Raw genomic sequence first — 22,524 nt, forward strand, 5'->3', positions numbered from 1 at the left:
TTACTCTCGCTAACTTAATCTACCAACTCAAACTGCTCCCATTCGCTTTTAACCATTGCTCTGCTTTTTTATAGTCTGGATAAAACTGGCTCACACGTTGCCAAAACTTAGCGCTATGATTCATATGTAAAAGATGCGCAAGCTCATGGACAACTACATAATCAATCACCCAGGTTGGCGCACTTGCTAAATGTAAATTAAAAGTCAGCTCACGGCGTTTGTTACAACTGCCCCAGCGACGTTTATAATGTTGAATTTTAAGCTTTGTAGGCAACGTCTCAGACATTTGCAAGCAGTAATCATGCACTCGCATTTCGATATAGCTCTCAAGCTTTTCATGCATAAACTGCTCAAGCAAAGCGAGGTAGTTAGCCTCTTGATGTTTGACACGTGATGATATTAGTAAGGTAAGCTGAGGCCGCGCATCTTGTTGCCAAGTGTTTTTCGGGCCTTTGCCGAATACTATTGGGACGTTTTGCCCAAACAACTTAATAGTGGCGTTTACTAATGGCAATTGGCGACGCTCAGCTTGCATAGATTGCTTTGCTATTTGTTCAGCGACCCAATCTTGCTTAGTGTTTAGCCAGGCATCTATTTCAGTTTGTGGAACATAAAAAGGCGCATACACAGTGAGTTTCTGCTCAGCAACTTTAATTGCCACGGTTGTTCTGCGTTTACTGCGCTTTAGGGTGTAATCCAACAAAAGTAAGCCAATTCAATTAATAAAAAAATGAGAGATTCCATTTTACCCTGCTAAATAGCTGCTAATCTATAAAGATGACTCACAAATAAGTTTTCATCCTTATGCCTGACAAACCATGTTGTAGTTATACCTCACCAACAGGTAACAAGTGCCAAGAAACAGATATGGGCTCTGGATTTTGCTTTTGGCATGATAGTAAATTTGATAAATCAGGGCTAGATCTAACCCAAAAATTAGAACGCTATGCCAAAAAAGGAGGCTTAGTAGAAGGGTTACAATTAAAGCGAGCAAATCTTTCTGGGCTTAACTTAATCAAACAGGATGATGAAGAGGGCTATAACCTTTCTTACTGCAACTTCTATCGAGCAAATTTAACGGGCGCTCATTTATTTAATAATAAGATTGCTAATGCCTCACTAATGAAAGCTAACCTTCACAGTGCTAGTTTGCATTACTGTGACTTAAGAAATACCAACTTGTTAGGTATCAAACTCAACGACAGCAGAATTGATAATATCGAGCTAGGCGACCAATTACTGCAAGAAACGGCGGCCATTAAAGCCCGCAAGAATAAGCACAACTCAGAAGCACGAGACTTATTCGAACAATCTGAAGAAATATACCGTAATTTAAGAAAAGCTTCTGAAAATCAAGGACTATTTGAGCTTGCTGGTAACTTTACTTATAAAGAATTGCGCATGCGTCATGCACAATACCCTAAAGGTTCAAGTAAACAAATAACTTCAAGCTTTATCGATATGTTATGCGGCTATGGCGAAAAGCCTGAGAATGTCATTCGTTTTAGTTTGTCGCTTATTATTTGTTGTGCACTCTGTTATTTTTTATTTGGGGTGAATTATCAAGATACGCTAATAAGATTAGATTTTTCTAACTCTATTGAAGACAATTTATTTGCATTTCTAAATAGCATTTATTTTAGTGTTGTTACCTTTACGACTCTAGGTTACGGTGACATAACACCTATTGGTTTCTCTCGATTTATTGCAGCAGTTGAAGCATTTTGTGGGAGCTTTTCACTCGCTTTATTCGTTGTCGTATTCGTCAAACGCATGACGCGTTAACAGTATCTAGTGATAAAAAGTTATGGATAAAAAATATGAATTTAAAACTAAGCATTTATAGCTAATATAAAATAATTAAATTCATTAATTTCACATCTTTTACTCTTAATAAATTTTAAATTGTATTAGACTGAAAGCACATGCAGCCTTTAACTTATTCTATGCTAGCAGAATTTTTTCTTACTGATCAAAGTTCAGATTTATTAATAAACGGTACCTACGACCCGACTCTAGTCCTTTTGTCGATTACCACGGCCGTCTTTGCCGCTTATTTTTCTTTACACCTTATTGATCTTGCAAATAAAACTAACTTTAATTCTTACCGTCAACTCGCCAATGGTACTGGCGCACTGGTTTTATCTGGTGGTATTTGGAGTATGCACTTCATTGGCATGCTGGCATTTTCACTATGCACAACAATTAACTACGATCCGACTTTAACATTCTTTTCGTTTGTACCGGCATTTTTCGCGTGTTTAACAGCATTTTCTTTTCTTCGGCGCAAGGGTAATACCCAGATCCCAAAAACGTTAAAGCTTCTAGTCAGTTCTGTATTATTAGGTGCAGGTATTGGCACCATGCATTATACAGGCATGGGTGCGATGCAAATGAGTCCATTGTTACGTTATGACCCTTGGTGGTTCGCTGCATCTATTGTTGTCGCTGTTGGCCTGTCATTCATAGGCTTATACACTCGCTTTCATTTGAGTGACCATTTTAAGCGTTTATCTAACTTTCAAAGTAGAATAATTTGCAGCATTATTCTCGGTTTTGCCGTTGCCGGTATGCATTACATGGGAATGGCTGCGACTCGCTTTGTTGCGACTTCGCCCCTCTTATCCGATAACGTTGATACATCACATATTGAACTTATTGCTATTTGCGTCGCGTTTGCCACCGTTTTATTAACTGCACTCGTAGGCATTATCAATGGAATGGTTCGCTATCGTATGCTGTTGGTGGAGAAATCTGCCGAAGAATCTCGTTTAGATGCTATTTTAAGTACAGCTATTGATGGCATTGTGACTATTAACATTAAAGGAAAAATTTTAAGCTTTAATAAATCTGCAGAAGCTATTTTTGGCTGGCAGCAACAGGAAGTTCTCGGACAAAACGTTAAAATTCTAATGAACGACGAAATTGCTGCACATCATGATGATTACTTATTAAATAGTGGCAATCATGAGCTTAAAAAAGTAATTGGCATCAACAGAGATGTTTGCGCAAAACATAAAGATGGCCATTTATTTCCTATTCGTCTTGGCCTTGGAGAAGTGAAACAACCAGGTGAAGAGACTCTATTTGTAGGGTTTATTACTGATTTAACTCAGCAACGCGCCCTGCAACAGAGTCTAGAAGAAAAAGAACTACAATATCGTACCTTGATGAATAATACACCTGGTGCTGTATTTCGTTGTTTACTTGATAAAAACTGGACGATGCTGTTTATTAGCCCACGAGTCTTTGAATTAACCGGTTACACAGCACAGGAGTTCACATCAAACGAAGTAGCATTTGCAGATATCATAAATTCCAAGGATGAGCAGCACATAGCAGATGCCCTAGACGACGCCATCTCAAATTCTAACCAATACGCTGTTGAATATAGAATTAAACACCGTAATGGCCAAACAGTTTGGGTACTAGATCAAGGCACAGTTAACCATAATCCAGATACCAACGACAAATGGATAGATGGCGTGCTAGTCGACATAACCTCACGTCATGAATATGAGGAGTCGTTAAAGACAGCCAAGCAAGAAGCTGAAGCCGCTGCACAAGCCAAACAAGCATTTATGGCGAATATGAGTCATGAAATCCGCACACCAATGAACGCTATAATTGGCTTTAGTGATATTTTGATGGATAGCCCGCTTAGCAAAGAACAACAAAAGCATATAATTACTGTGAATAGTTCGGCCAGGTCATTATTGCATTTATTAAATGATGTACTCGACTCCGCAAAGCTAGAAAAAGGTAAATTAGATATCACGCTTGAACACTTTAATTTGCAGGCTCTACTAGATAATATCGTTTCAACCTTTTGGCTTGAAGCGAAACGAAAAAACTTACTTCTCGATTTAAAAATAGCCGAAAATGTTGCGCCAATATACATTGGAGATGATTCGCGTATTCGCCAAGTATTAAACAACCTAATTGGTAATGCGATTAAATTTACTGAAACAGGCTCTGTGACAATTAGTATCAGTAAAACGCAAAACAACCAGTTGTTTTTTGAAGTGCAAGATACAGGCATTGGTATCGCAAAACATAGACTAAAAGCAATTTTCCAGCCATTTGAGCAAGCTGATGGAACTATGACTCGCCGTTTTGGTGGCACAGGGTTAGGAACAACGATTAGTAAGCAACTGGTAGAGTTAATGGGTGGCAGCATTAGTGCTGTGAGCACAGAAAACAAAGGAAGTTGTTTCTTTTTCTCTTTACCTCTAAAAGAAGGTGATATTAATAAAGTTGATAAATTAAGTAATAATATCTTAAACCTGCCGCCTCTGAGAGTTCTAGTTGTTGACGATATAGAACAAAACCTCGAGTTACTGAATATTTTACTTTCTCAAGCTGGTCATGTTGTTACAAAAGCGAAGAATGGCTTAGAGGCTATCAGCGCCTTCGAAAAAAATAGCTTTGATGTAATTTTAATGGATATACACATGCCAGAGTGCGACGGGATTACAGCGTGTAAAGTGATTCGAGAAAAAGAGCAGCAACAACAACTTAAAAAAACCCCTATCATTGCCCTAACTGCCAGTGTTTTACAGCAAGACAAATTAACCGCAAAACAAGCCGGTATGAATGGCTTCGCTAATAAGCCCGTTGATATTCAGCAAGTTAACCATGAAATAGCAAAGGTTTTAGGGTTAGAAGTTAATACAATATCTCAACAACAGCCAGATAAATCTAAGCAGCATATCAACTATGCAAAAGGCCTGAAAATGTGGGGAAGTAGCGAAAAACTAAACTCAGAAATAGCAGCGTTTTTATCTGATCATTATGCCAATATGATTCGTTTAAAAGAGCTTAATACTGATAGTTCTGAGGTGAAAACAATTTTGCACACTTTAAAAGGCGTTGCCGGGAATTTAGCGCTAGGAAAACTGCTACATTTACTTTCTCAAGCAGAGAATGAACTAAGAGGGACTCGTTTTATTTCACTCATCCATGCATGTGAAGATGAATGGCATTTTTTACGCTCAAAAATAGCCGAAACAAAAACTCAAGAGGAACAAACATCAGTTACTATGATGCCTACGAGTGAGCTAAATAAAGCCTTAGACACACTGCTAGAGCACGCAAAACATGCCGAAATTGACGATGACTTTTTGGCTCAAGTGGCGTCGAACACCAAGCCTGCTTTTAAATCGCAAATAAATGAAATTTGTGAACATTTTGACAATTTTGATTTTAATGCTGCACAGGAAGCGATTGAAAAATTGCAACGTGAAATAACTGCAAGTGAGGAGAAATCATGAGCGAACTTATTGAGCGCGAAAGAATTCTTATCGTAGATGATGAACCCGCTAACCTTAAAGTAATGCGTGAAGTATTAGGCAATGACTACCGCTTATCATTTGCGAAATCAGGTGAACTTGCATTGCAACTTATTAAGAATGAGCCGCCAAGATTAATTCTATTAGATGTGATGATGCCAGATATGAATGGCTTTGAAGTCTGTGAAATACTGAAATCTACACCAGAAACCGCTCATATTCCGATTATTTTTGTGACGGCTTTATCACATGAACAAGATGAATCAGAAGGCTTTGCGCTAGGTGCGGTAGACTACATTACAAAACCCATCAGCCCTGCAATTGTCCGAGCACGTGTTAAAACTCATTTATCATTAGTGCAAGCACAGCAATTACAGCTCGCTCATATTGATTTGATAAACCGTTTAGGACGTGCAGCAGAATACAAAGACACAGATACTGGTGAACACATTGCGCGTATGAGCCGTTACAGTAAAGTACTTGCACTTGCCTACGGAATGACTGAATTTCAAGCTGAGCAACTAAGACAAGCAGCACCGATGCATGATGTTGGTAAAATCGGTATTCCTGACGCCGTGCTTCTGAAGCCTGGGCGCTTGGATGAAAATGAATTCGAGCATATGAAGCAACATGCAACAATCGGGGCGAAGATTTTAGAAAACTCTAGTTCGCCTTTATTACAGCTAGCACACAAGCTGGCACTTGAGCACCATGAAAAATGGGATGGAAGCGGCTACCCTTATGGACTAAAAGGTGAAGAGATTAGTATTGAAGGCCGGATAGTGAGTATTGCCGACGTGTTCGACGCACTAACCTCAACAAGGCCATATAAAAAAGCATGGTCTGTTGACCAAGCTGTCGAACTTCTCAAATCTGAATCTGGTAAGCACTTTGATCCGCAGTTAGTCGACTTATTTATAGGTCAGCTGGATGCAATTATAGAAATAAAAAATACATTCACTCGATAAATAGAGCCTCCTATCTGGAGGCTCTTTTATTACTAAGGTAAAGACTTAAGATCTATTTTAGGAATGTCTGTAGGGCTTCTTTCAAACTCGCTGCCATAAGCAGTGGGAGCGGAAAAAAAGCCTGTATTTTTTAGGTAAAACCCTTTCTCTGTCGTACCGCCTTGATAGTCAAAACGCGCATTTTTTTTGGCTGTGGCATCGTAAGTAAATTTAGCTTGGGTCACTTCTTGCCATTCCCCTCGCTCAGGTTTAGCCCATTGGTTTGTATAAATTGCACGACGTTCAAATTGCCCTGCCCCAGGTATGAAGTTCTCTAAAAATGAATAGGTGCCTTGATGATATATACTCGTCTTTGGGCGCCTGAAACTTGCAATTAACTGCCATTTTTCAACCATAGGATCATAAAAGTATGCTGTAAAATCAGTACTTTCAGTTCCTTCAACTGGCCTAATGTGAGTTAGAAAACCATATCGCGTGTCAGCTTTCCAATCGTATCGCTTATAGCTTTGTCCGCCAGAGCCTTCATTGCCAAATTTACCTACATGCACATTTTTACCATGCTTTAAGGTCTGTATTCGGTACTCAGGTGGAATTAATGAAGGATCATCTGTTGAAAATGGACTCCAAATAGAGAATAACACTCTGCGCTCACTATCAGAGTTTACTTGTATACCAAAATAGCCCCCATCAAAACCATTCGCCATGTAATACGAGCCTATTGCATCGGCTCCTTTTGGCACTTCTATTTCACTATAAAACCACGGGTAATTCATCGTTTGAGAAGGCAACGAGTATTGCAAGTGAACCGAAGGGCCTCGACGTCCCCAGTAAAAGTCATCTTTAACATAACTAACTTTACCTAAAGCCACTTCACCACCGATTTTAATCTCACTTATGGCTGGTAAAAGCGTTTCTGCTTGCTCTAATCCCGTGATGGTTAACTTTTGATAACCTAATTCATCAAGGTTAAATGTACCAACAGGTACGCTCATTGGTTGATTATTTTTTACTGTTACAATTTTGCTTTGCCCTGCTATCGAAACTTCAATTGTTGCAGGTTTGTCTTTCACAAAGGTTTGCAAAGAAACGGCTAACTCACCTGTTTTAGATGTGTAAAAATAAGTGCTTAAACTGCCTTGTTCAGCAAACCAATGGGTCACACCACTCTTGTCTATCAGCTTATCTGACAGCTCAACATTATTATCAATCCAACTGTTTCCTGCCACTGGAATACTGAGCGTTGTTTCTATCTTCTTATCTTCTAACTGTAACTGTAACTGCTGATTTCCACATGCGACCAAGGAGGTCAAAAAAAGCGATAAAACAGCCGTTTTTATTCTGTGATTGTTCATTTTCTTTCCCACAAAAAAGCACTATCCGTAATAACGAATAGTGCTCCTTAAAACAGTTTATGGATTTATACGAACAGAGAACTCTGCCGCAGATGCCCAAGCACCACCACCTTGCTCCTCAAGAGCAACAAATTTAACGTAACGCCCATTTGTCGCTGGAAGAATGGCTGATTTTACATCACCATTTGAAGCCCATTCACCTTGTGCAACAGGCTCACCAAATTCAGTTGCTGTTTCACTTACGTACACTTCATATTTAACTACAGTACCATTACCGCCACCTGGGCGAGGCGTGTAGTCAAATTGAGCAACCTCATAAGACTGCCCTAAATCAATAACAACGTCGTGTGGGTAAGTAACTGAACTGTCACTCCATGAGGTGTGCCAGTGCGTGTCAATATCACCATCGAATGCAAGCTCAAGTTCATTTCCAACCTCAGCAGCAGAACTTGATGTTGCAGAAACTGTGCTCATATCAATTGCTTGAGTTAAATTAACTCCCACATTTAATTCTCTTGCTGCCGCCCAAGGGTTACCACCGCGTTCTGCGAGTGCAACAAACTTAACAAAACGACCTGTTACATCATTAAACGTAACCGTTTTAACATCGCCATTATCAGCAAAGCTGCCACTTGATACAGGTTCGTCAGCAAAAGCCTGCTCATCTTCGCTTACATATAACTCATACTGCACAACTGTACCATTACCGCCACCATCTCGTGGCGCATAATCAAAGCGATTGACAGCATAATTCTCACCTAAGTCAATGACCACCTCATGTGGATAAACAACGGATGTATCATCCCAATTGGTATGCCAATGCGTGTCATCTTGGCCATCAAAAGCAAGCGCTAACTCATTGCCTGGTTGTGCAGGAGATGTTGATGAGTAGCTAAATGTCGTATTATCTAAAAGCGTACTATTTACTTCGACCGCTTCAGTAGCAGGCTCTTCAACAGGTTCATCTTCATCACCTGTGCCTGAGCCATCAATAGGTTCATATACGTTGCCATCATCAATGCCTACTCGCAGTTCAGCAGCTGAAGCCCATGCACCACCACCACGCTCTTCTAAAGCGATAAATTTAACAAATCGACCTGTTACTGGGCCAAAAACTTCTAGCTTCAAGTTAGTGTTATCAGCCCAGTTACCTGAATGAACCTTTTCACCATAATCAACTGACGACTCTGAAACATAAATTTCAAAGCTAACAATCGTTCCGTTGCGTCCGCCGTCTTGGCGTGGCGTGTATTCAAAGCGATTTACATCAACTGTTTCGCCTAAATCGATAACAACTTCATGAGGATACTCTTGCATATCATCACCCCAAGAGGTGTGCCACATGGTTGAATCATCGCCATCAAAGGCATATTTTAAGTCATTACCCGGTTGTGCAGGTGTGTTGCCCGTGACTACAAAATTAGCACTATTTAGCATGCCATTTTCTTCGCCATCATGTGTAGCAGTTAAACTCAAACCCTCAACATCAGAGCGTGCAACAACAAGGATTGTATAAGGCGTCTCTTTACGTACATTTACAGCAACGATGCAAGTTTCATTGCTCGTGCCACCATAGCCGATACATTCTGCATTATCAGGGTTAGCAGCTTCTTTTGCAGTGACATAAATATCTGCATCACCAGCATTACCACTTAGTTCTACGGTTAGTTTATTTGCAGAATCTATAGCCATGACCTCATACAGACGCGTTTCTCCTTTACTCATTGCGTCAATTGTCATAGCTTCACCACTAATTAAAGGCTCTGATTCAGTATCAAAAAGTACTGTATCATCATTATTTGTAAGTCCAGCCGCTGCAGTGCCTGTATAACTAGTAACTTTGCCAAGAATGTTTTCAAGTTGTAACTCAACGACAGCATCTGTCGCAATCGCGCTGAAACTTGCTTCACGCGCTGATAAATCTTGCCCGCTACTAACTACCTCACCATTGACGATAACCGTGTATTTGTACATAGGCGTAGATGTTGCCGGAATTGACCAACTAATACTTTGAGTATCAATAGAGTCAATCGTTGCTGCCAAAGGGCTATTTTGCGGTGAGAAAGAAGAATAAGGACGAGATAAAACATCTGCTGCTTCAATTTCATCAGGAGAAATACTGCCGCCAGAGCTCATCCGATAATATTCACTTGTTGATGTCGCATCATAGCTTTCATTGTATGCTGCAGTTGCTTCCTCTTGAATGACATTAAAATCTGCTTTAGTAAACCCAGCCCAAGAACCATCCAACTGACGTTTATGACCAGCGGTAAATAATGCAGTGCGGGTTTGATCGCCCGTCCCCAGCCAATCCTCTACAAACGAGCCTGTATTGCTATTAAAGTAGACATTTTCAACTGGGTAATCCATGGTGACTATATGTGTCCAAATACCCGTTTCTTTATCCATTGACCAATAGCCAAATTGCGTATGGCCATCTTTTTGCCAAACTTTAGCCACCAGCGTATACCAATGATCAGGCTGCCATCCAAGTTCAAAATTCCATGATTTTAACCCTGTACCTTCGCCACCAAAGTTCTCTACTTTAGTACCTGCACCTTGATATGGTGCAGTGATAAGTTCACCATTTGAAGGATCCCACAAAGAAAATATAAAATTACGGCCATCGGGATGATCTTGTATGCCAGCATAACCGCCCCCTTCCATACCTGCGTTCCAATTTAGAACCGAATAGTATGTATATGGTGTTAAACCTTTTGCCGGAATATACACATCTTGCATGATGATGTCCCCAGCCGCGTTATCATTAAAGCGCAACCATACTGAAGGGGCTCGATCAATCGATCCCGGGGTTGCAACAACTTGCTTTCCTGTAGATCCAACTGAGCCTTCAGGCTCTTCGGTCCCGCAACCGAACAGTGTTGCTGTTATTACCGCAATACTGAGCACAGATAATTTATTTGTGAAGCTCATAAATTTACTCACTTATATTTATTCTTTTTAAATTAGGCAATACAACTATTGCCGTGAATTTATCTACTGCTATTAAAACCTGACATTAACCCCAAAGGTAAATAGGCGCCCAGCGCTATCAAGTTTATGAACCTGATCAGAGCGAGAGATATAATGCCAGCCACGTTCATTGGTTAAGTTATTACCTGAAACATTTAAATTGATTGATTCAGTAATATCGTAACTAGCACTGAAGTCTAACTGGCCATAGTCTGCAACCCACTGCGGGCCGCCCCATGCATCTGCATTTGCAACATATTCATCGCGCCAGTTATAGGCAAAGCGTAATTGAAAGTCATCCGTCTCGTAGTACACGACTGCGTTATAAGAATGCTCGGACATTCCTTGATAAGGAAGGCCAAGGCTTCTAAAGTCGTATTCAGGATGATCTTGAGGAACCTGATCATACCCTGAGTCAACATAGGTGTAGTTAAGTTGCACCCCTAAATTATTAAATGGCGCTGGTAGTAATTCCGTAAAGGCATGCTGATAGGCAATCTCATAACCTTCAATGGTACCTCCACCGTCACCATTGATAGATGACTGTACTTTGAAGGTTTCTCCATTGATATCAATTGATCCATTTTCACCATTTATGACAAATGACTCGATATCTTTATAAAAATAAACAGCAGTGAGTGCACCATTCTCAGAAAAATACCACTCAAGAGCTAAATCTGCTTGATTAGCACGAAGCGGTTCGAGTCCAGGATTTGAGGCGTGATATTCCATTTTATTGAAGTTGATGTAACTCCAAGCCTTGAGTGATTGGATACTTGGGCGAGTAATTGCTTTTGAAGCTGTTGTTCTAAGTAATAAAGTATCTGTCAAATTTAGTTTTAGATTTAAACTTGGTAATACATCCGTATACGTATCCTCAAATTCCACAATATCCTGATAATCTTCAACTTTACCTTCGTAGCTTGGATTACCTTGTTTATCAGGAACAAATACAACTTTGTCTAAATTAAGTGAATAACCTTGGCTACCTACAGTTGTTTCAATAGCCCGAACACCTAAATTTAAAGCATAAGGAAAGCCAAAAACTTTGTCTTCTATATTCACGGATGCGTAAATTGCATTGGTTTGCTCATTTACTTCATATGAGTCTTTAGGGCGCGGAAGCGCTTTAATTAACTGATTAGCAGCTTCCGGACTAATAGATTCATAAAATGCGAATAACTCATCGTAGTCAAAACGAGGCCACGGATTAGGGTGCTGACCGGGTTCACCTTTAAAGAAGTTCTCAAAGTCACCATCAATTAACACACTTTCAGGGAGTCTAAATAGGTCAAAGCCGTTAATATTTTCAACTGATGAGTAATCTACGCTGAAGTGATCATAACGTTCAGAATCAAGTTGCGCTCCAGCATTACTAAATGCACTGGCATTTTCTGACGAATTAACATTTGTGGTCTTCGTTTGATCGCCAATATTTAAACCAAAATCGATTGATTTGATCCAATCAACATTTGGCATCCACTGTGCGTCAATACGAAGTTCATTTACGACATCTTTAACACCTGTTCCACTGTTATAGCTGTAGTGGGCGCCAAAAGGAGAGTTCGCAGTTAAGTTAGGAGAAATTGATACATCAGGTAAAAGGTTATTACCTGATTTATCCAGCATAATTTCATCAACAAAACCACGTGCTACAATATATCTATTGTGACCATCATTTTTATTTTCTGAACTCGAATGCGCAACATCGAATGCAACACTAAAGTTATCAGCAACAAACCATTTTGCATTCACACCAACTTGATACGTTTCGGTAACTCGAGGCGACGATACATTAAGTATTTCAGCCATCGCTCCAGTACCAAATAAAGTCATTTTATTAACTAAACCCTCATCATTAAAACCAACATCTTTAACGCCAGGTATGCCTTCGGTCCAACTTTCATCATATGTAACAAACGAAATTTGCGACTCTGTTGCATCCGTTTTATATGATGAATAAATGCTATCAAAATTCATTTCAAAGTCAGAGTTCGGGATCCATTGTAACGCTAAACTTCCGCCAATACGCTCACGAGTATCTTCTTGGTTACCATAACGCATATAGCCCGGTATGATTGAGCCCCACTCGTTATCAACTAACGGATCAAATGCCCCATCACCATTCACATCTTGGCGAACCGTAATATCTGACTCCGTTGTTTCATTCCAAAAGCCTTCACCTTCATAACTGTCGATCCTTAAAGTTCGCTCAGAATAAACTGCAGTGAAAAGGGCACCAAATGTGTCGTCGAAAAACGTGTCGCTTAATAGAAATGAAGCTTGAGGTGTTACATCTTCGGTTCGATCTTCGTAAATACCTTTTATAGAACCTGATGCCGTGAAGCCATCAAAATCCATCGGTCTACGTGTTTTGATATTGATAACAGATCCAATTCCCCCTTCTTGAGTGTGTGCAACGGGAGACTTATATACTTCAACGCCACCTAACAGCTCAGCTGCAATCAAGTCGTAATTAAAGTCACGGCTGCTATGCTCTGAAGCCATACGTCGGCCATTTATGGTTGTAATGTTATAGTCCCCACCTAAACCACGCACTGTGACATTTTGCCCTTCTCCGGCATTACGCGTAATCGTAATACCCGAAATGCGTTGTAATGCTTCGGCTACGTTTTGGTCAGGGAACTTACCGATATCTTCAGCAACAATTGCATCAACAACCTGTATTGAGTTTTGCTTAATAAATAAAGATTCTTTCAAACTGTTACGAATACCGCGAACTTCAATTACCTCAACAGCATCATCGTCAGTCTCTTTTAGTTGTGGGTCTTGCTCATTTGCCGCTAATGCGACTGCTGAGGAGGTCGAAAGTATCGAACCTATGAGCAAGCTTAGGTACTTCTTATTGTAATTTACCATTGCACTTCTCCGAATTAGTTATTCCATGAAAGAACATCTGTAGATGTATAACAATTAATTTACACCTTTCGAAAGAAAAAAATCAATAGAAAACGCAATAAAACTTTCATTTTCTTTTAATTTGATAGTCGCATTTTTATCGCTAGATAAAAAACTAGTTAAAAATCAACACTCAATCAATATGGAACTAAAGGGAAAATATTTGGACTTAAATCGAAAGTCTTCGAAAAAGGAACTACGTAAGTAAGGTACCTCACCAGAAGCAGGATAAGCATAAAGTAACAAAATTGAATCTATTATCAGCTGAAGCAGCCATTTTTGACTGACAAGAGTTGGACTTTCAACTTCAACATGATTCTTTTTAATTTTTACAAATAAAACAACAAAGTGAATTTGAAATATTTTGAAAGGCTGATAATCTAATTTGAAATATTATGAAACAAATTAAGGTAAATCAATTTATGATTAACTTAATAAATAACCGTGTTAGTTTAATCAAACGAATGTTAATCGTCTGTCTTTGGTCTAACTGTGCCTTTGCAGCACTTAGCAATGATTGGGAAAATCCAAAAGTTGTCGGAATAAATAAATTACCCGCTAGGGCAAGCATTTTTCCCTACACCGTTGCAAATTTACAAGCGCCAGATCAAGCGCAAAACTATTTGAATTTAAATGGTATCTGGCGTTTTCATTTATCTAAGAACCCCGCATCAAGATTGAAAGACTTTGAGAGCCCTACTTTTAATGATAGTGATTGGTCAACAATCAAAGTGCCAGGAAATTGGGAGTTGCAAGGTTATGATCGTGCTATATACGTTAACCACCCCTACGCTTTTGCGAAAAACCCGCCTTTTATTCAACAACACGACAACCCAATTGGCCATTACCGTAGAACATTTAATTTAGATGAACTGTGGACTGATAAGCGAGTAATTCTACATTTTGGCGCCGTTAAATCAGCGTTCTACCTTTGGGTAAATGGACATAAGATAGGCTATAGCCAAGGAAGTAAAACCGCTGCAGAATTTGATATTTCTGATTATGTAAAGTCAGGGTCAAATACACTGGCAGTTCAGGTGTTTCGCTGGAGCGATGGTAGTTATTTAGAGGCTCAAGATTTTTGGCGGATCTCCGGCATTCAGCGTGATGTATACCTGTACTATACACCTAAAGATTATATTGAAGATGTGTTTGTAAATGCCGGCTTAGTTAATAACTACAAAGATGGAAATCTAAACCTTGCTGTTGATTTAAGCCCATCAAATAAAGAGCAGACACTGCAAATTCAGCTCAAAAATCCTAACCATGAAATCATTTTCGAAACCCAGCAAACTTTAGCCAAAAAAGAGCTCAGCCAAACAGTTCAATTCAACAAACAATTTAAAAATATAAAAGCCTGGTCTGCTGAATCGCCCACTCTTTACGAATTAAGCATATCACTTTTTGATAATAAGAAGCTGTTAAGTCAATACGTTAAGAAAAAGATTGGCTTTAGAACCTCAGAAATTAAAAATGGCCAACTGCTTATTAACGGCCAAGCTATTTTGATCAAAGGGGTCAACCGGCATGAGCATGACCCTATTACAGGGCATGCCGTTTCACGAGAAAGCATGGAATTGGATATAAAACTATTCAAGCAATTCAATATTAATGCCGTGAGACTCGCTCACTATCCTAACGATCCTTACTGGTACGAATTATGCGATAAATACGGCATTTATGTGGTTGATGAAGCCAATATTGAATCACATGGCATGTATTATAATTTGGCAAAGGGCCACACATTAGGAAATAACCCCGACTGGAAAAAAGCCCATCTTGCACGAATTTCGGCCATGGTCGAACGTTCAAAAAACCATCCTTCAGTAATTATTTGGTCACTTGGCAATGAAGCAGGTAATGGCTACAATTTTTATCATGGTTATGACTGGGTAAGATCTCGCGACCCATCTCGTCCTATCCAGTACGAACGCGCTGTTTTTGAATGGAATACCGATCTCTATGTACCCCAATACCCTACTCCGCAATATCTAAAAGAGTATGCCGAATCAAATCCTGAGCGCAGTATGATCATGAGTGAGTATGCGCATGCGATGGGCAATAGTGTGGGTAACTTTGCTGACTTTTGGCATCAAATACGTAAGTACGACAAGTTACAAGGTGGCTTTATCTGGGACTGGGTTGATCAAGGTATACAAACCACCACCTCTGAAGGCAAAACTATCTATGCTTACGGTGGGGATTTTGGTGTTCCAGGCACTCCTTCAGATGGTAATTTTCTTTTAAATGGTATTGTTTTACCTGATCGCACACCGGAACCTGCTCTATATGAAATTAAAAAAGTTCATCAATCTGTTTTGTTTTCTGTCAATGACAAAGAGTTAACTGTATTTAATGAAAACTTTTTCAAAAACCTCAACCATTACCGTTTAAATTGGCAATTGATGAGCAATGGTAAGGTGTTTAAAGAAGGCCGCATCAATAAACTTGAAATACCACCACAGCAATCCGCTAACTTCACACTTAACTATTCAATTCCAAAAGAAATCGATGATGAAGTATTTTTGAATATAAGTGTGGTGACGCGGCTTGATGAGCCACTGATAGGAAAAAGTTTTGAAATCGCAAAAGAGCAATTTTTAGTACAAACAGCACGTGCGAAAGAACAACAAACTGATTTAAGAAAACTCAATGTTTATCGAACCGTTACCGATAGCGAGATTATTGGTAATAACTTTGTAGTAAGATTTAATCACGCGCGAGCAGAGTTAACAGGCTATCGCTTTAACGAGGTTGAATTAATTAAAACACCTGCCAGAGCCAACTTTTGGCGCGCTCCTACTGATAATGACTTCGGCGGAAATTGGCAAGATAAGTTAAGGGTTTGGAAATACGCCTCAGAGCGTCAACAGCGTACAAAATTCACTTTAGTAGAAGCTGAAAACCAAGTTGTTGTTACCACTGAGTTTGATGTGCCAGATGTTTCTGGAAAATTAAATATTATTTATATCATCACAGCTGATGGCAAAGTAAAGGTCGATTACAAGTTCAGTTCATCTATGCAAGACATGCCTATGATCCCTCGCGTCGGTATGAACTTGGAATTATTTGCCGAGCTTAACAATATTACCTACTTTGGCCGTGGACCACAGGAAAATTATCGTGATCGACATACCGCAGCACATGTTGGTTTATATCACTCTAAAGTGTCACAGCAATATCACCCTTACATCAGACCGCAAGAAAGTGGCTATAAAACGCAAGTACGCTGGCTTCACTTGACCAATCAACAAGGTGTAGGATTAAAAATTACTGGTGCACCTCATTTTGGTATGAGTGCTTTACACTACAGGATCAGTGATCTAGACCCCGGCATGCGACGAAGCCAAACACATTCCGGTGAACTTCAGCCTCGTCCACTCGTTTCACTGAATATTGATTATGGGCAAATGGGTGTTGGCGGCGTTAACAGTTGGCATACAACAGCACTGCCAGAATACACGCTGACAGCCTCAGAGTATGAATATAGCTTTACTCTGCAAGGAGTTAACATAAATTAAAATGTTGGATAAGGGCTCTTTTGAGCCCTTATCTCTTATATGGTTTCAATTACTTATAAACAGCAATCTCTGCTGCACTTGCCCAAATGCGACCATTAATTTCACTTTGTGCGACTAAACGAATATACCGTGCAGTAACAGGTGCAAACTGTGTTTGCTTGATTTGTGTATTCGCAGCCCATGTACCAACAGCGATGGGTGAGCCAAAGTTGATACCATCGTCACTCACATACACCTCATAGTCTGCAATAGTGCCGTTTACGCCAATGGTTCTTGGTAGATAGGTGATTTTTGAAAAGCTTTGCGAGTAACCTAAATCTATATCAACCGAGTGAGGGTACTCAGGCACTGTGCTGTCAGACCAATTCGTGTGCCAAATGGTGGCTGGATTATTATCAAAGGCGTAGATAATTTCTTCTCCAAGCTCTGCCTGCGAGTCGCTACTCACAACAAAGCTCGAACTATCAAGTTTTCCTGTGTGATATAGCTCAATCTCTGCCGCACTAGCCCATACATTCGCGTTTACTTCTGACAAGCCAACCAATTTTATAAAGCGCGTTTGCGTATTATTAAGTGCAACCACTTTGCCTTGTTTGCTGGCATCCCAAGTACCCGCAGCAACTAATTCATCATAGGTTACACCATCATGACTTACATACACTTCATAGTCTGCAATTGATCCATTTTCGCCCACAGCGCGTGGCGTATAATGAAGCTCTGACAACTCATAGTGTTTACCAAGATCAATGATGACATCGTGAGGGTAACTAGGCACTTGTGGAGTTGACCAACTGGTGTGCCACAGCGTGGTTTTGTCTCCATCAAATGCGTTTGCCAATTCATGATAAGGCTCTGATTGCGAGTTAGAACTTACCGTCAATGTGGCGCTGTCGATCAGGTAGTGTTGTGCTGACGTATTATCAATCGTGACGGTCGCTGAGTGCGAAACTGTTCGACCGAAAATATCTTCGAGGGTAATGATAACGTTGTCATTTTCACTTGCAATAATATCTACTTGGCGCTTTTCTGGCAGGCTTGCTGATGCAACGAGTACGTTGTTTATCATCACAGAATAGCTAAATTGAGGTGTGCTCGTTAGCGGCACTTGCCAACTTACGCTTCGCGTAGTGGCATCAGTGATGGTGAATTCAATATTAGGTTGATTGGGAGTATCCGCTACATTGTTTCTGGTTAACGGAGAAAGTGAATTTCTCCCGCAAAATGATGTCAAGTTACCATATGCATCTGTGCAGGTTTGATTGCTAATACTTAACGTAGGTGAGGTTGTCCCGCCAGTTGTCATAGTAAAATAACTTGGGTTTGCGCTTGCATCATAATTATCGTCGTAATTACGTTTTGGTTGGTGCTGTACAACACTAAAACTTGCTGAATCAAAGCCAATCCAGCCACCATTATCGAGCTTTTTATGGCCATTTTTGAGCCTCACGGTTCTTGCGTTCACGCCGCTATACCACCAATCTTCAACAAATGATCCGGTTGTCGTTTCAAAACGAACATCAGCTACAGGGTAATCCATGGTCACCAAGTGCGACCATTCTCCAGCAGCCTGATCATGCACCCAATAACCAAAATGAGTATGCGAGCCCACCGGCCACGCTTTTGCCACTAAGGTATACCAACGGTCAGCTTGCCAGCCTAAATCAAAGTTCCATGTTTTTAACCCTGTTCCTTCACCGCCAAAATTTTCAGATTCAGTACCATGGCCAAGATAACTGGCTACAATTGGCTCTGAAGAGTTGCGCGGATCCCATATGGAAAATATGTAATTGCGGCCATCAGGATGATCTTGTATGCCCGCATAGCCCCCGCCTTCCATGCCCGCATTCCAGTTAAGCACTGAATAGTAGGTGTACTTAGTAAGTCCATTGCTAGGCACATACACATCCTGCATGATCGTGTTACCGCGACCTACATCATTAAAGTTAAACCAAATCGACGCGGCCCTGTCTTCAACCGTATTAGCTTGGGCACTCCAACTACTCAACATACCGACTACTGCCAATTTTATTGTCATTTTTCTCATGCTAGCTCCTGTAAGTGATAAAAGTTAATTTCTAGATTCTGTGGACTTATCCTTTAGTAGCAATAAAGAACCAAAAAATATAAACCACCGAGTAATTAAGGTTCAAAAACGAAAGAATCGCAAATAAAAAACATAAAATGAAAAAAAATCGAATGAAAATGAAACTAATTGAAAGTTAATAACAACGTAAAAATGAGTGAAAAAGCCGTATGAAGGATAGTGAAAAATGTATTGCTTGATTTTTATAAGGCGAAGTGGCATGAAGGTTAAAATACACTATGAAAAGTGCATTTATTAAAACCTTTAGGTAAGAGCTGATTTTATAGCTTCATAATCATGAGAGGTTATTTCATGGCTGTTACCAGCACAATCTTTAAAGTACATTGAGTAAGTAACACCATGATCGGCAACAACAGTTTTAATATCAAGCTGAGCTAGATGCTCAAGCCATGCTAAAAACTGTGTTGCATTTGCGCCAAAAGCAATACCTTTGCTTCTACCGTCAGCTTCAAACAGTGCCAAACGAATTGTTTTTGCTTGATCTTCTAAGGTTAAAGGGCCTTTTCCTTCATCCCAAAATGCAAGTTCCGGTATCACATTAAAACCAAGTACTTGTTGATACCACTTTAGCGCAGCCGATAAATCATCAACATTTAAGTGGCAATGATCAACACCACATAAAGATGGAATAGCCATGTTACTCACCAATTTCGGTTTTTAACTGCTCTAAAAATTCGAGCATGTAAGCTGTGCGTCGTTTAGCCTCATCTTTTGCCGATGGCGTGTTCATACTCTCGCTAATGTGTAACAGCTTAATGAAGAAATGATCGAGGGTGTATTTTGTATCGTCAGGTTCGCGGTTTAAGCAAAATGGATCGTCTTTATGATACAGATAACGACCAATTGAGCCCCCTACTTTCATGCAGCGGCTCACCCCGATTGCACCTAATGCATCCATTCGGTCTGCATCTTGCACAATTTGCGCTTCGACACTTTGTACTTTGATATTGGCACTAAAGCTATGTGCGGCAATAGCATGATGAATAGCACTAAAATACTGCTCAGGATAATTAATTGAGGCTAAAAAACTTAGCGCTTTGTCTGCGGCCATGGTCGATGCTTTTGCCCGATCTGGGTGGTTCTTTGCAACTGCAACACAATCATGTAACCAAGCTGCGGGTAACACCACGGCCATTTCTGCCTGCTCGGCAATACACAATTGTTTTGCAACCCTCACTACTCGTTCGATATGACTAATATCGTGTGCGACATCGGCATGGAGTAAAGACAAAATAAAGTCTCGACATTGAGTTTCTAACGCTGCAAAGTCTATTTTTGGCTGCATATACTGGCTATCACCATTTACTGATTGAAATTATGCTTACTTTAGCGTGCTTACTGGATTTGTTCAAAACATTCATTGTATGTTTGCCAGTGCTTCATTAAACTATGCCCCCCTTTTGTTTGACGCGAGAATCCCTATGTCATCTGCTATTTACCTGCAAGCTGGACGAGAAAAATCATTAAAAAGAAAACACCCTTGGGTGTTCTCTAAAGCCATTAAAAAAGTAAAAGGTAAGCCAGGACTAGGTGACACTGTCACTATCTATGACAATGACGGTAAGTTTTTAGCGATTGCAGCTTACAGCCCGCAATCGCAAATTCGCGCTCGCGTATGGAGCTTCGATCAAAACGAAGTTATTGACCAAGCATTTTTTGAAAAACGTTTACGCCGTGCCTATGCTGCGCGTGAACAGGTGATCAGCGAAGGCGGTTTAACGGGTTTTCGTTTAAGCGCTGCTGAGTCTGACTACTTGCCAGGCATCACTATCGATAAATTTGATAATGTATTGGTGTGCCAACTACTTAGTGCCGGTGCAGAGCGCCATAAAGGTGAAATTGTTGCTGCACTGATGACTATTTTTCCAGGCTGCGATATTTATGAACGTTCAGACGTTGATGTACGCACTAAAGAAGGCCTTGAGCCAATCAAGGGAATACTTTGGGGCAAGGAACCAACTGAGCCAGTCATCATTGAAGAAAATGGCTTAAAACTCGAAGTAGACATTCTAGAAGGCCACAAAACAGGTTTTTACTTAGACCAACGTGATAGCCGTGCAGCCCTTGAGCGCTTTGTGAAAGACAAAACAGTATTAAATTGCTTTAGCTACACAGGTACTTTCTCGCTTTATGCTTTGCGTGGTGGTTGTAAACACGTTACTAACGTCGATGTATCACAGCCAGCACTTGATACGGCTAAGCGTAACGTTGAGCATAACAACCTTGATTTATCTAAAGTTGATTTCGTGAAACAAGATGTCTTTAAGTTATTGCGCCAATACCGTGATGAAGGTGTGCAATTTGATACTATCGTTATGGATCCACCAAAATTTGCTGACAACAAAGCGCAACTAACCGGTGCATGTCGTGGTTATAAAGATATTAATATGATTGCGATGCAAATCTTAAAACCAGGTGGCACTTTACTTACCTTCTCGTGCTCTGGATTAATGGAACAAAATTTATTTCAAAAAGTGGTTGCGGATGCAGCCCTTGATGCAGGTAAAGACTTATTAATTATGGAACGACTGAACCAAGCTGCCGACCACCCAATTGCTGGCAGCTATCCAGAAGGCTTTTATCTGAAAGGCCTGATCTGTAAGGTTTACTAGTTAAAATTTACAATTTCTAAACCGGCACTCAAGGAGCCATCTTGCTCCTTGGTTGCCCGAATTACACGGGCTGTTGCATCAAATGAAGTAATCGCCGTGCTAGTCGAAGCAATTAGCACCCGATAAAGACTGCCTATTTCTAAAACTTCATCAAGGTGTATTGCCAGCCCTGTTGCACTTAAGTCAGTACACGTAACCTGAATTTCTTCGCCATTAACTGCATCTAATGGTATCAGTTTTGCAGGGGTATGAATTTGCATGCGGCGAAAATCGCGTTTCTCCTCATGAAACATATGGCCTCCTATACCAGTGTTTTTATTTTCTCTATTAATGTTTTAACAGAAAAAGGCTTCACTACATAGGCGTCGCAACCGGCATCAAACCCCGCTTTTTGTTCAAGCTCGGTTTCAAGACCAGACACCATGACAACAGGAATTTGCGCAGTTTCTGGGGTGTTTTTTAGTAATCGGCACGTATCATAGCCATCTAAGCCTGGCATACAAACATCGAGTAGTATGGCATCTGGCAACTCTGCAATGGCAGACGTTAAACACGATGCGCCTGAGTTTGCATAACTTAACGAAAACTCATTTCCAAGGCTTGCTTTGAGCATTTCAAAATTAAAATATTCATCATCGACGACCAAAATAGTTGATCGCGGTCGATTTACCGCCCGTTCAGGAACTGAGATTGGTCTTTCCTTTTCAATGCCCACATAACCTCCTTTTAGCATCTGTGTTTTTAGCGTCAAGCAAGGAGGTTACACCTCCATTGCTCATTCCTT

At 40.3% G+C, this 22,524-nt stretch carries 14 protein-coding genes; 5 read left to right on the plus strand and 9 right to left on the minus strand.

Going from position 1 to position 22,524, the window contains the following annotated elements; translation table 11 throughout:
• Positions 1 to 19: 19 nt before the first annotated feature.
• Positions 20 to 700: a M48 family metallopeptidase gene (locus tag ISP07_RS19490; RefSeq protein ID WP_054553652.1), complete on the minus strand. Its 681-nt coding sequence runs from the start codon at positions 698 to 700 to the stop codon at positions 20 to 22.
• Positions 701 to 804: 104 nt separating this feature from the next.
• On the opposite strand from ISP07_RS19490, the gene ISP07_RS19495 reads away from it, so the two are divergent.
• The 3 genes from ISP07_RS19495 (at position 805) to ISP07_RS19505 (ending at position 6,259) form a co-directional block, all read left to right on the plus strand.
• Positions 805 to 1,785, plus strand: coding sequence for an ion channel (locus ISP07_RS19495; protein WP_209328623.1), 981 nt, complete (start codon positions 805 to 807; stop codon positions 1,783 to 1,785).
• 161 nt (positions 1,786 to 1,946) lie between these two features.
• Positions 1,947 to 5,273: an MHYT domain-containing protein gene (locus ISP07_RS19500; protein ID WP_209328636.1), complete on the plus strand. Its 3,327-nt coding sequence runs from the start codon at positions 1,947 to 1,949 to the stop codon at positions 5,271 to 5,273.
• Positions 5,270 to 6,259: a response regulator gene (locus ISP07_RS19505; protein ID WP_054553654.1), complete on the plus strand. Its 990-nt coding sequence runs from the start codon at positions 5,270 to 5,272 to the stop codon at positions 6,257 to 6,259. Before ISP07_RS19500 ends, ISP07_RS19505 begins: the two co-directional genes overlap by 4 nt.
• Positions 6,260 to 6,291: 32 nt before the next feature.
• Here ISP07_RS19505 and ISP07_RS19510 read toward each other — a convergent pair whose 3' ends face one another.
• From ISP07_RS19510 to ISP07_RS19520, 3 genes are all read right to left on the minus strand, one after another.
• Positions 6,292 to 7,611: a DUF3472 domain-containing protein gene (locus tag ISP07_RS19510; protein WP_209328624.1), complete on the minus strand. Its 1,320-nt coding sequence runs from the start codon at positions 7,609 to 7,611 to the stop codon at positions 6,292 to 6,294.
• Positions 7,612 to 7,668: 57 nt separating this feature from the next.
• Positions 7,669 to 10,545 carry a discoidin domain-containing protein gene (locus ISP07_RS19515; RefSeq protein ID WP_209328625.1) on the minus strand — a complete coding sequence of 959 codons (2,877 nt, stop codon included), beginning with the start codon at positions 10,543 to 10,545 and terminating at the stop codon, positions 7,669 to 7,671.
• 72 nt (positions 10,546 to 10,617) lie between these two features.
• Positions 10,618 to 13,464, minus strand: coding sequence for a TonB-dependent receptor (locus ISP07_RS19520; protein WP_138602118.1), 2,847 nt, complete (start codon positions 13,462 to 13,464; stop codon positions 10,618 to 10,620).
• Positions 13,465 to 13,925: 461 nt separating this feature from the next.
• Between ISP07_RS19520 and ISP07_RS19525 the strand changes: the two genes are divergently transcribed.
• Positions 13,926 to 17,024 carry a glycoside hydrolase family 2 TIM barrel-domain containing protein gene (locus tag ISP07_RS19525; RefSeq protein WP_209328626.1) on the plus strand — a complete coding sequence of 1,033 codons (3,099 nt, stop codon included), beginning with the start codon at positions 13,926 to 13,928 and terminating at the stop codon, positions 17,022 to 17,024.
• A gap of 49 nt (positions 17,025 to 17,073) precedes the next feature.
• Here the strand turns inward: ISP07_RS19525 and ISP07_RS19530 are convergent, their stop codons facing one another.
• From ISP07_RS19530 to ISP07_RS19540, 3 genes are all read right to left on the minus strand, one after another.
• Positions 17,074 to 19,068, minus strand: coding sequence for a DUF3472 domain-containing protein (locus ISP07_RS19530; RefSeq protein WP_209328627.1), 1,995 nt, complete (start codon positions 19,066 to 19,068; stop codon positions 17,074 to 17,076).
• Positions 19,069 to 19,371: 303 nt separating this feature from the next.
• Positions 19,372 to 19,764, minus strand: a complete 393-nt coding sequence (locus ISP07_RS19535) for a VOC family protein (protein ID WP_228290690.1) — start codon at positions 19,762 to 19,764, stop codon at positions 19,372 to 19,374.
• Between the two features lies 1 nt (position 19,765).
• Complete coding sequence (locus tag ISP07_RS19540) at positions 19,766 to 20,413, minus strand: HD domain-containing protein (protein ID WP_209328629.1); 648 nt, start codon at positions 20,411 to 20,413, stop codon at positions 19,766 to 19,768.
• A 136-nt stretch (positions 20,414 to 20,549) separates the two neighbouring features.
• On the opposite strand from ISP07_RS19540, the gene ISP07_RS19545 reads away from it, so the two are divergent.
• Positions 20,550 to 21,740 (plus strand): class I SAM-dependent methyltransferase, encoded by a 1,191-nt coding sequence (locus tag ISP07_RS19545; RefSeq protein ID WP_054553662.1) that lies wholly within the window; start codon positions 20,550 to 20,552, stop codon positions 21,738 to 21,740.
• Here ISP07_RS19545 and ISP07_RS19550 read toward each other — a convergent pair.
• Together ISP07_RS19550 and ISP07_RS19555 are read right to left on the minus strand one after the other, a co-directional pair.
• On the minus strand, positions 21,737 to 22,033 hold the full coding sequence (locus tag ISP07_RS19550; RefSeq protein ID WP_209328630.1) for a PilZ domain-containing protein: 297 nt from the start codon (positions 22,031 to 22,033) through the stop codon (positions 21,737 to 21,739). The two genes, ISP07_RS19545 and ISP07_RS19550, sit on opposite strands and share 4 nt — an antisense overlap.
• A gap of 8 nt (positions 22,034 to 22,041) precedes the next feature.
• Positions 22,042 to 22,449 (minus strand): response regulator, encoded by a 408-nt coding sequence (locus ISP07_RS19555; RefSeq protein WP_324616140.1) that lies wholly within the window; start codon positions 22,447 to 22,449, stop codon positions 22,042 to 22,044.
• Positions 22,450 to 22,524: the final 75 nt, after the last annotated feature.

Origin of the sequence: Pseudoalteromonas sp. PA2MD11 (assembly GCF_017808125.1) — a bacterium.
GTDB classification, from domain to species: Bacteria; Pseudomonadota; Gammaproteobacteria; order Enterobacterales; family Alteromonadaceae; genus Pseudoalteromonas; species Pseudoalteromonas simplex.

Excerpts from the sequence above, each read along its gene's own strand:
- ISP07_RS19515 (WP_209328625.1), bottom strand. The coding sequence starts at position 10,545 with ATGAGCTTCACAAATAAATTATCTGTGCTCAGTATTGCGGTAATAACA.
- ISP07_RS19500 (WP_209328636.1), top strand. The coding sequence starts at position 1,947 with ATGCTAGCAGAATTTTTTCTTACTGATCAAAGTTCAGATTTATTAATA.
- ISP07_RS19525 (WP_209328626.1), top strand. The coding sequence starts at position 13,926 with ATGATTAACTTAATAAATAACCGTGTTAGTTTAATCAAACGAATGTTA.
- ISP07_RS19495 (WP_209328623.1), top strand. The coding sequence starts at position 805 with ATGCCTGACAAACCATGTTGTAGTTATACCTCACCAACAGGTAACAAG.
- ISP07_RS19505 (WP_054553654.1), top strand. The coding sequence starts at position 5,270 with ATGAGCGAACTTATTGAGCGCGAAAGAATTCTTATCGTAGATGATGAA.
- ISP07_RS19550 (WP_209328630.1), bottom strand. The coding sequence starts at position 22,033 with ATGTTTCATGAGGAGAAACGCGATTTTCGCCGCATGCAAATTCATACC.
- ISP07_RS19545 (WP_054553662.1), top strand. The coding sequence starts at position 20,550 with ATGTCATCTGCTATTTACCTGCAAGCTGGACGAGAAAAATCATTAAAA.
- ISP07_RS19510 (WP_209328624.1), bottom strand. The coding sequence starts at position 7,611 with ATGAACAATCACAGAATAAAAACGGCTGTTTTATCGCTTTTTTTGACC.
- ISP07_RS19535 (WP_228290690.1), bottom strand. The coding sequence starts at position 19,764 with ATGGCTATTCCATCTTTATGTGGTGTTGATCATTGCCACTTAAATGTT.
- ISP07_RS19540 (WP_209328629.1), bottom strand. The coding sequence starts at position 20,413 with ATGCAGCCAAAAATAGACTTTGCAGCGTTAGAAACTCAATGTCGAGAC.
- ISP07_RS19530 (WP_209328627.1), bottom strand. The coding sequence starts at position 19,068 with ATGAGAAAAATGACAATAAAATTGGCAGTAGTCGGTATGTTGAGTAGT.
- ISP07_RS19520 (WP_138602118.1), bottom strand. The coding sequence starts at position 13,464 with ATGGTAAATTACAATAAGAAGTACCTAAGCTTGCTCATAGGTTCGATA.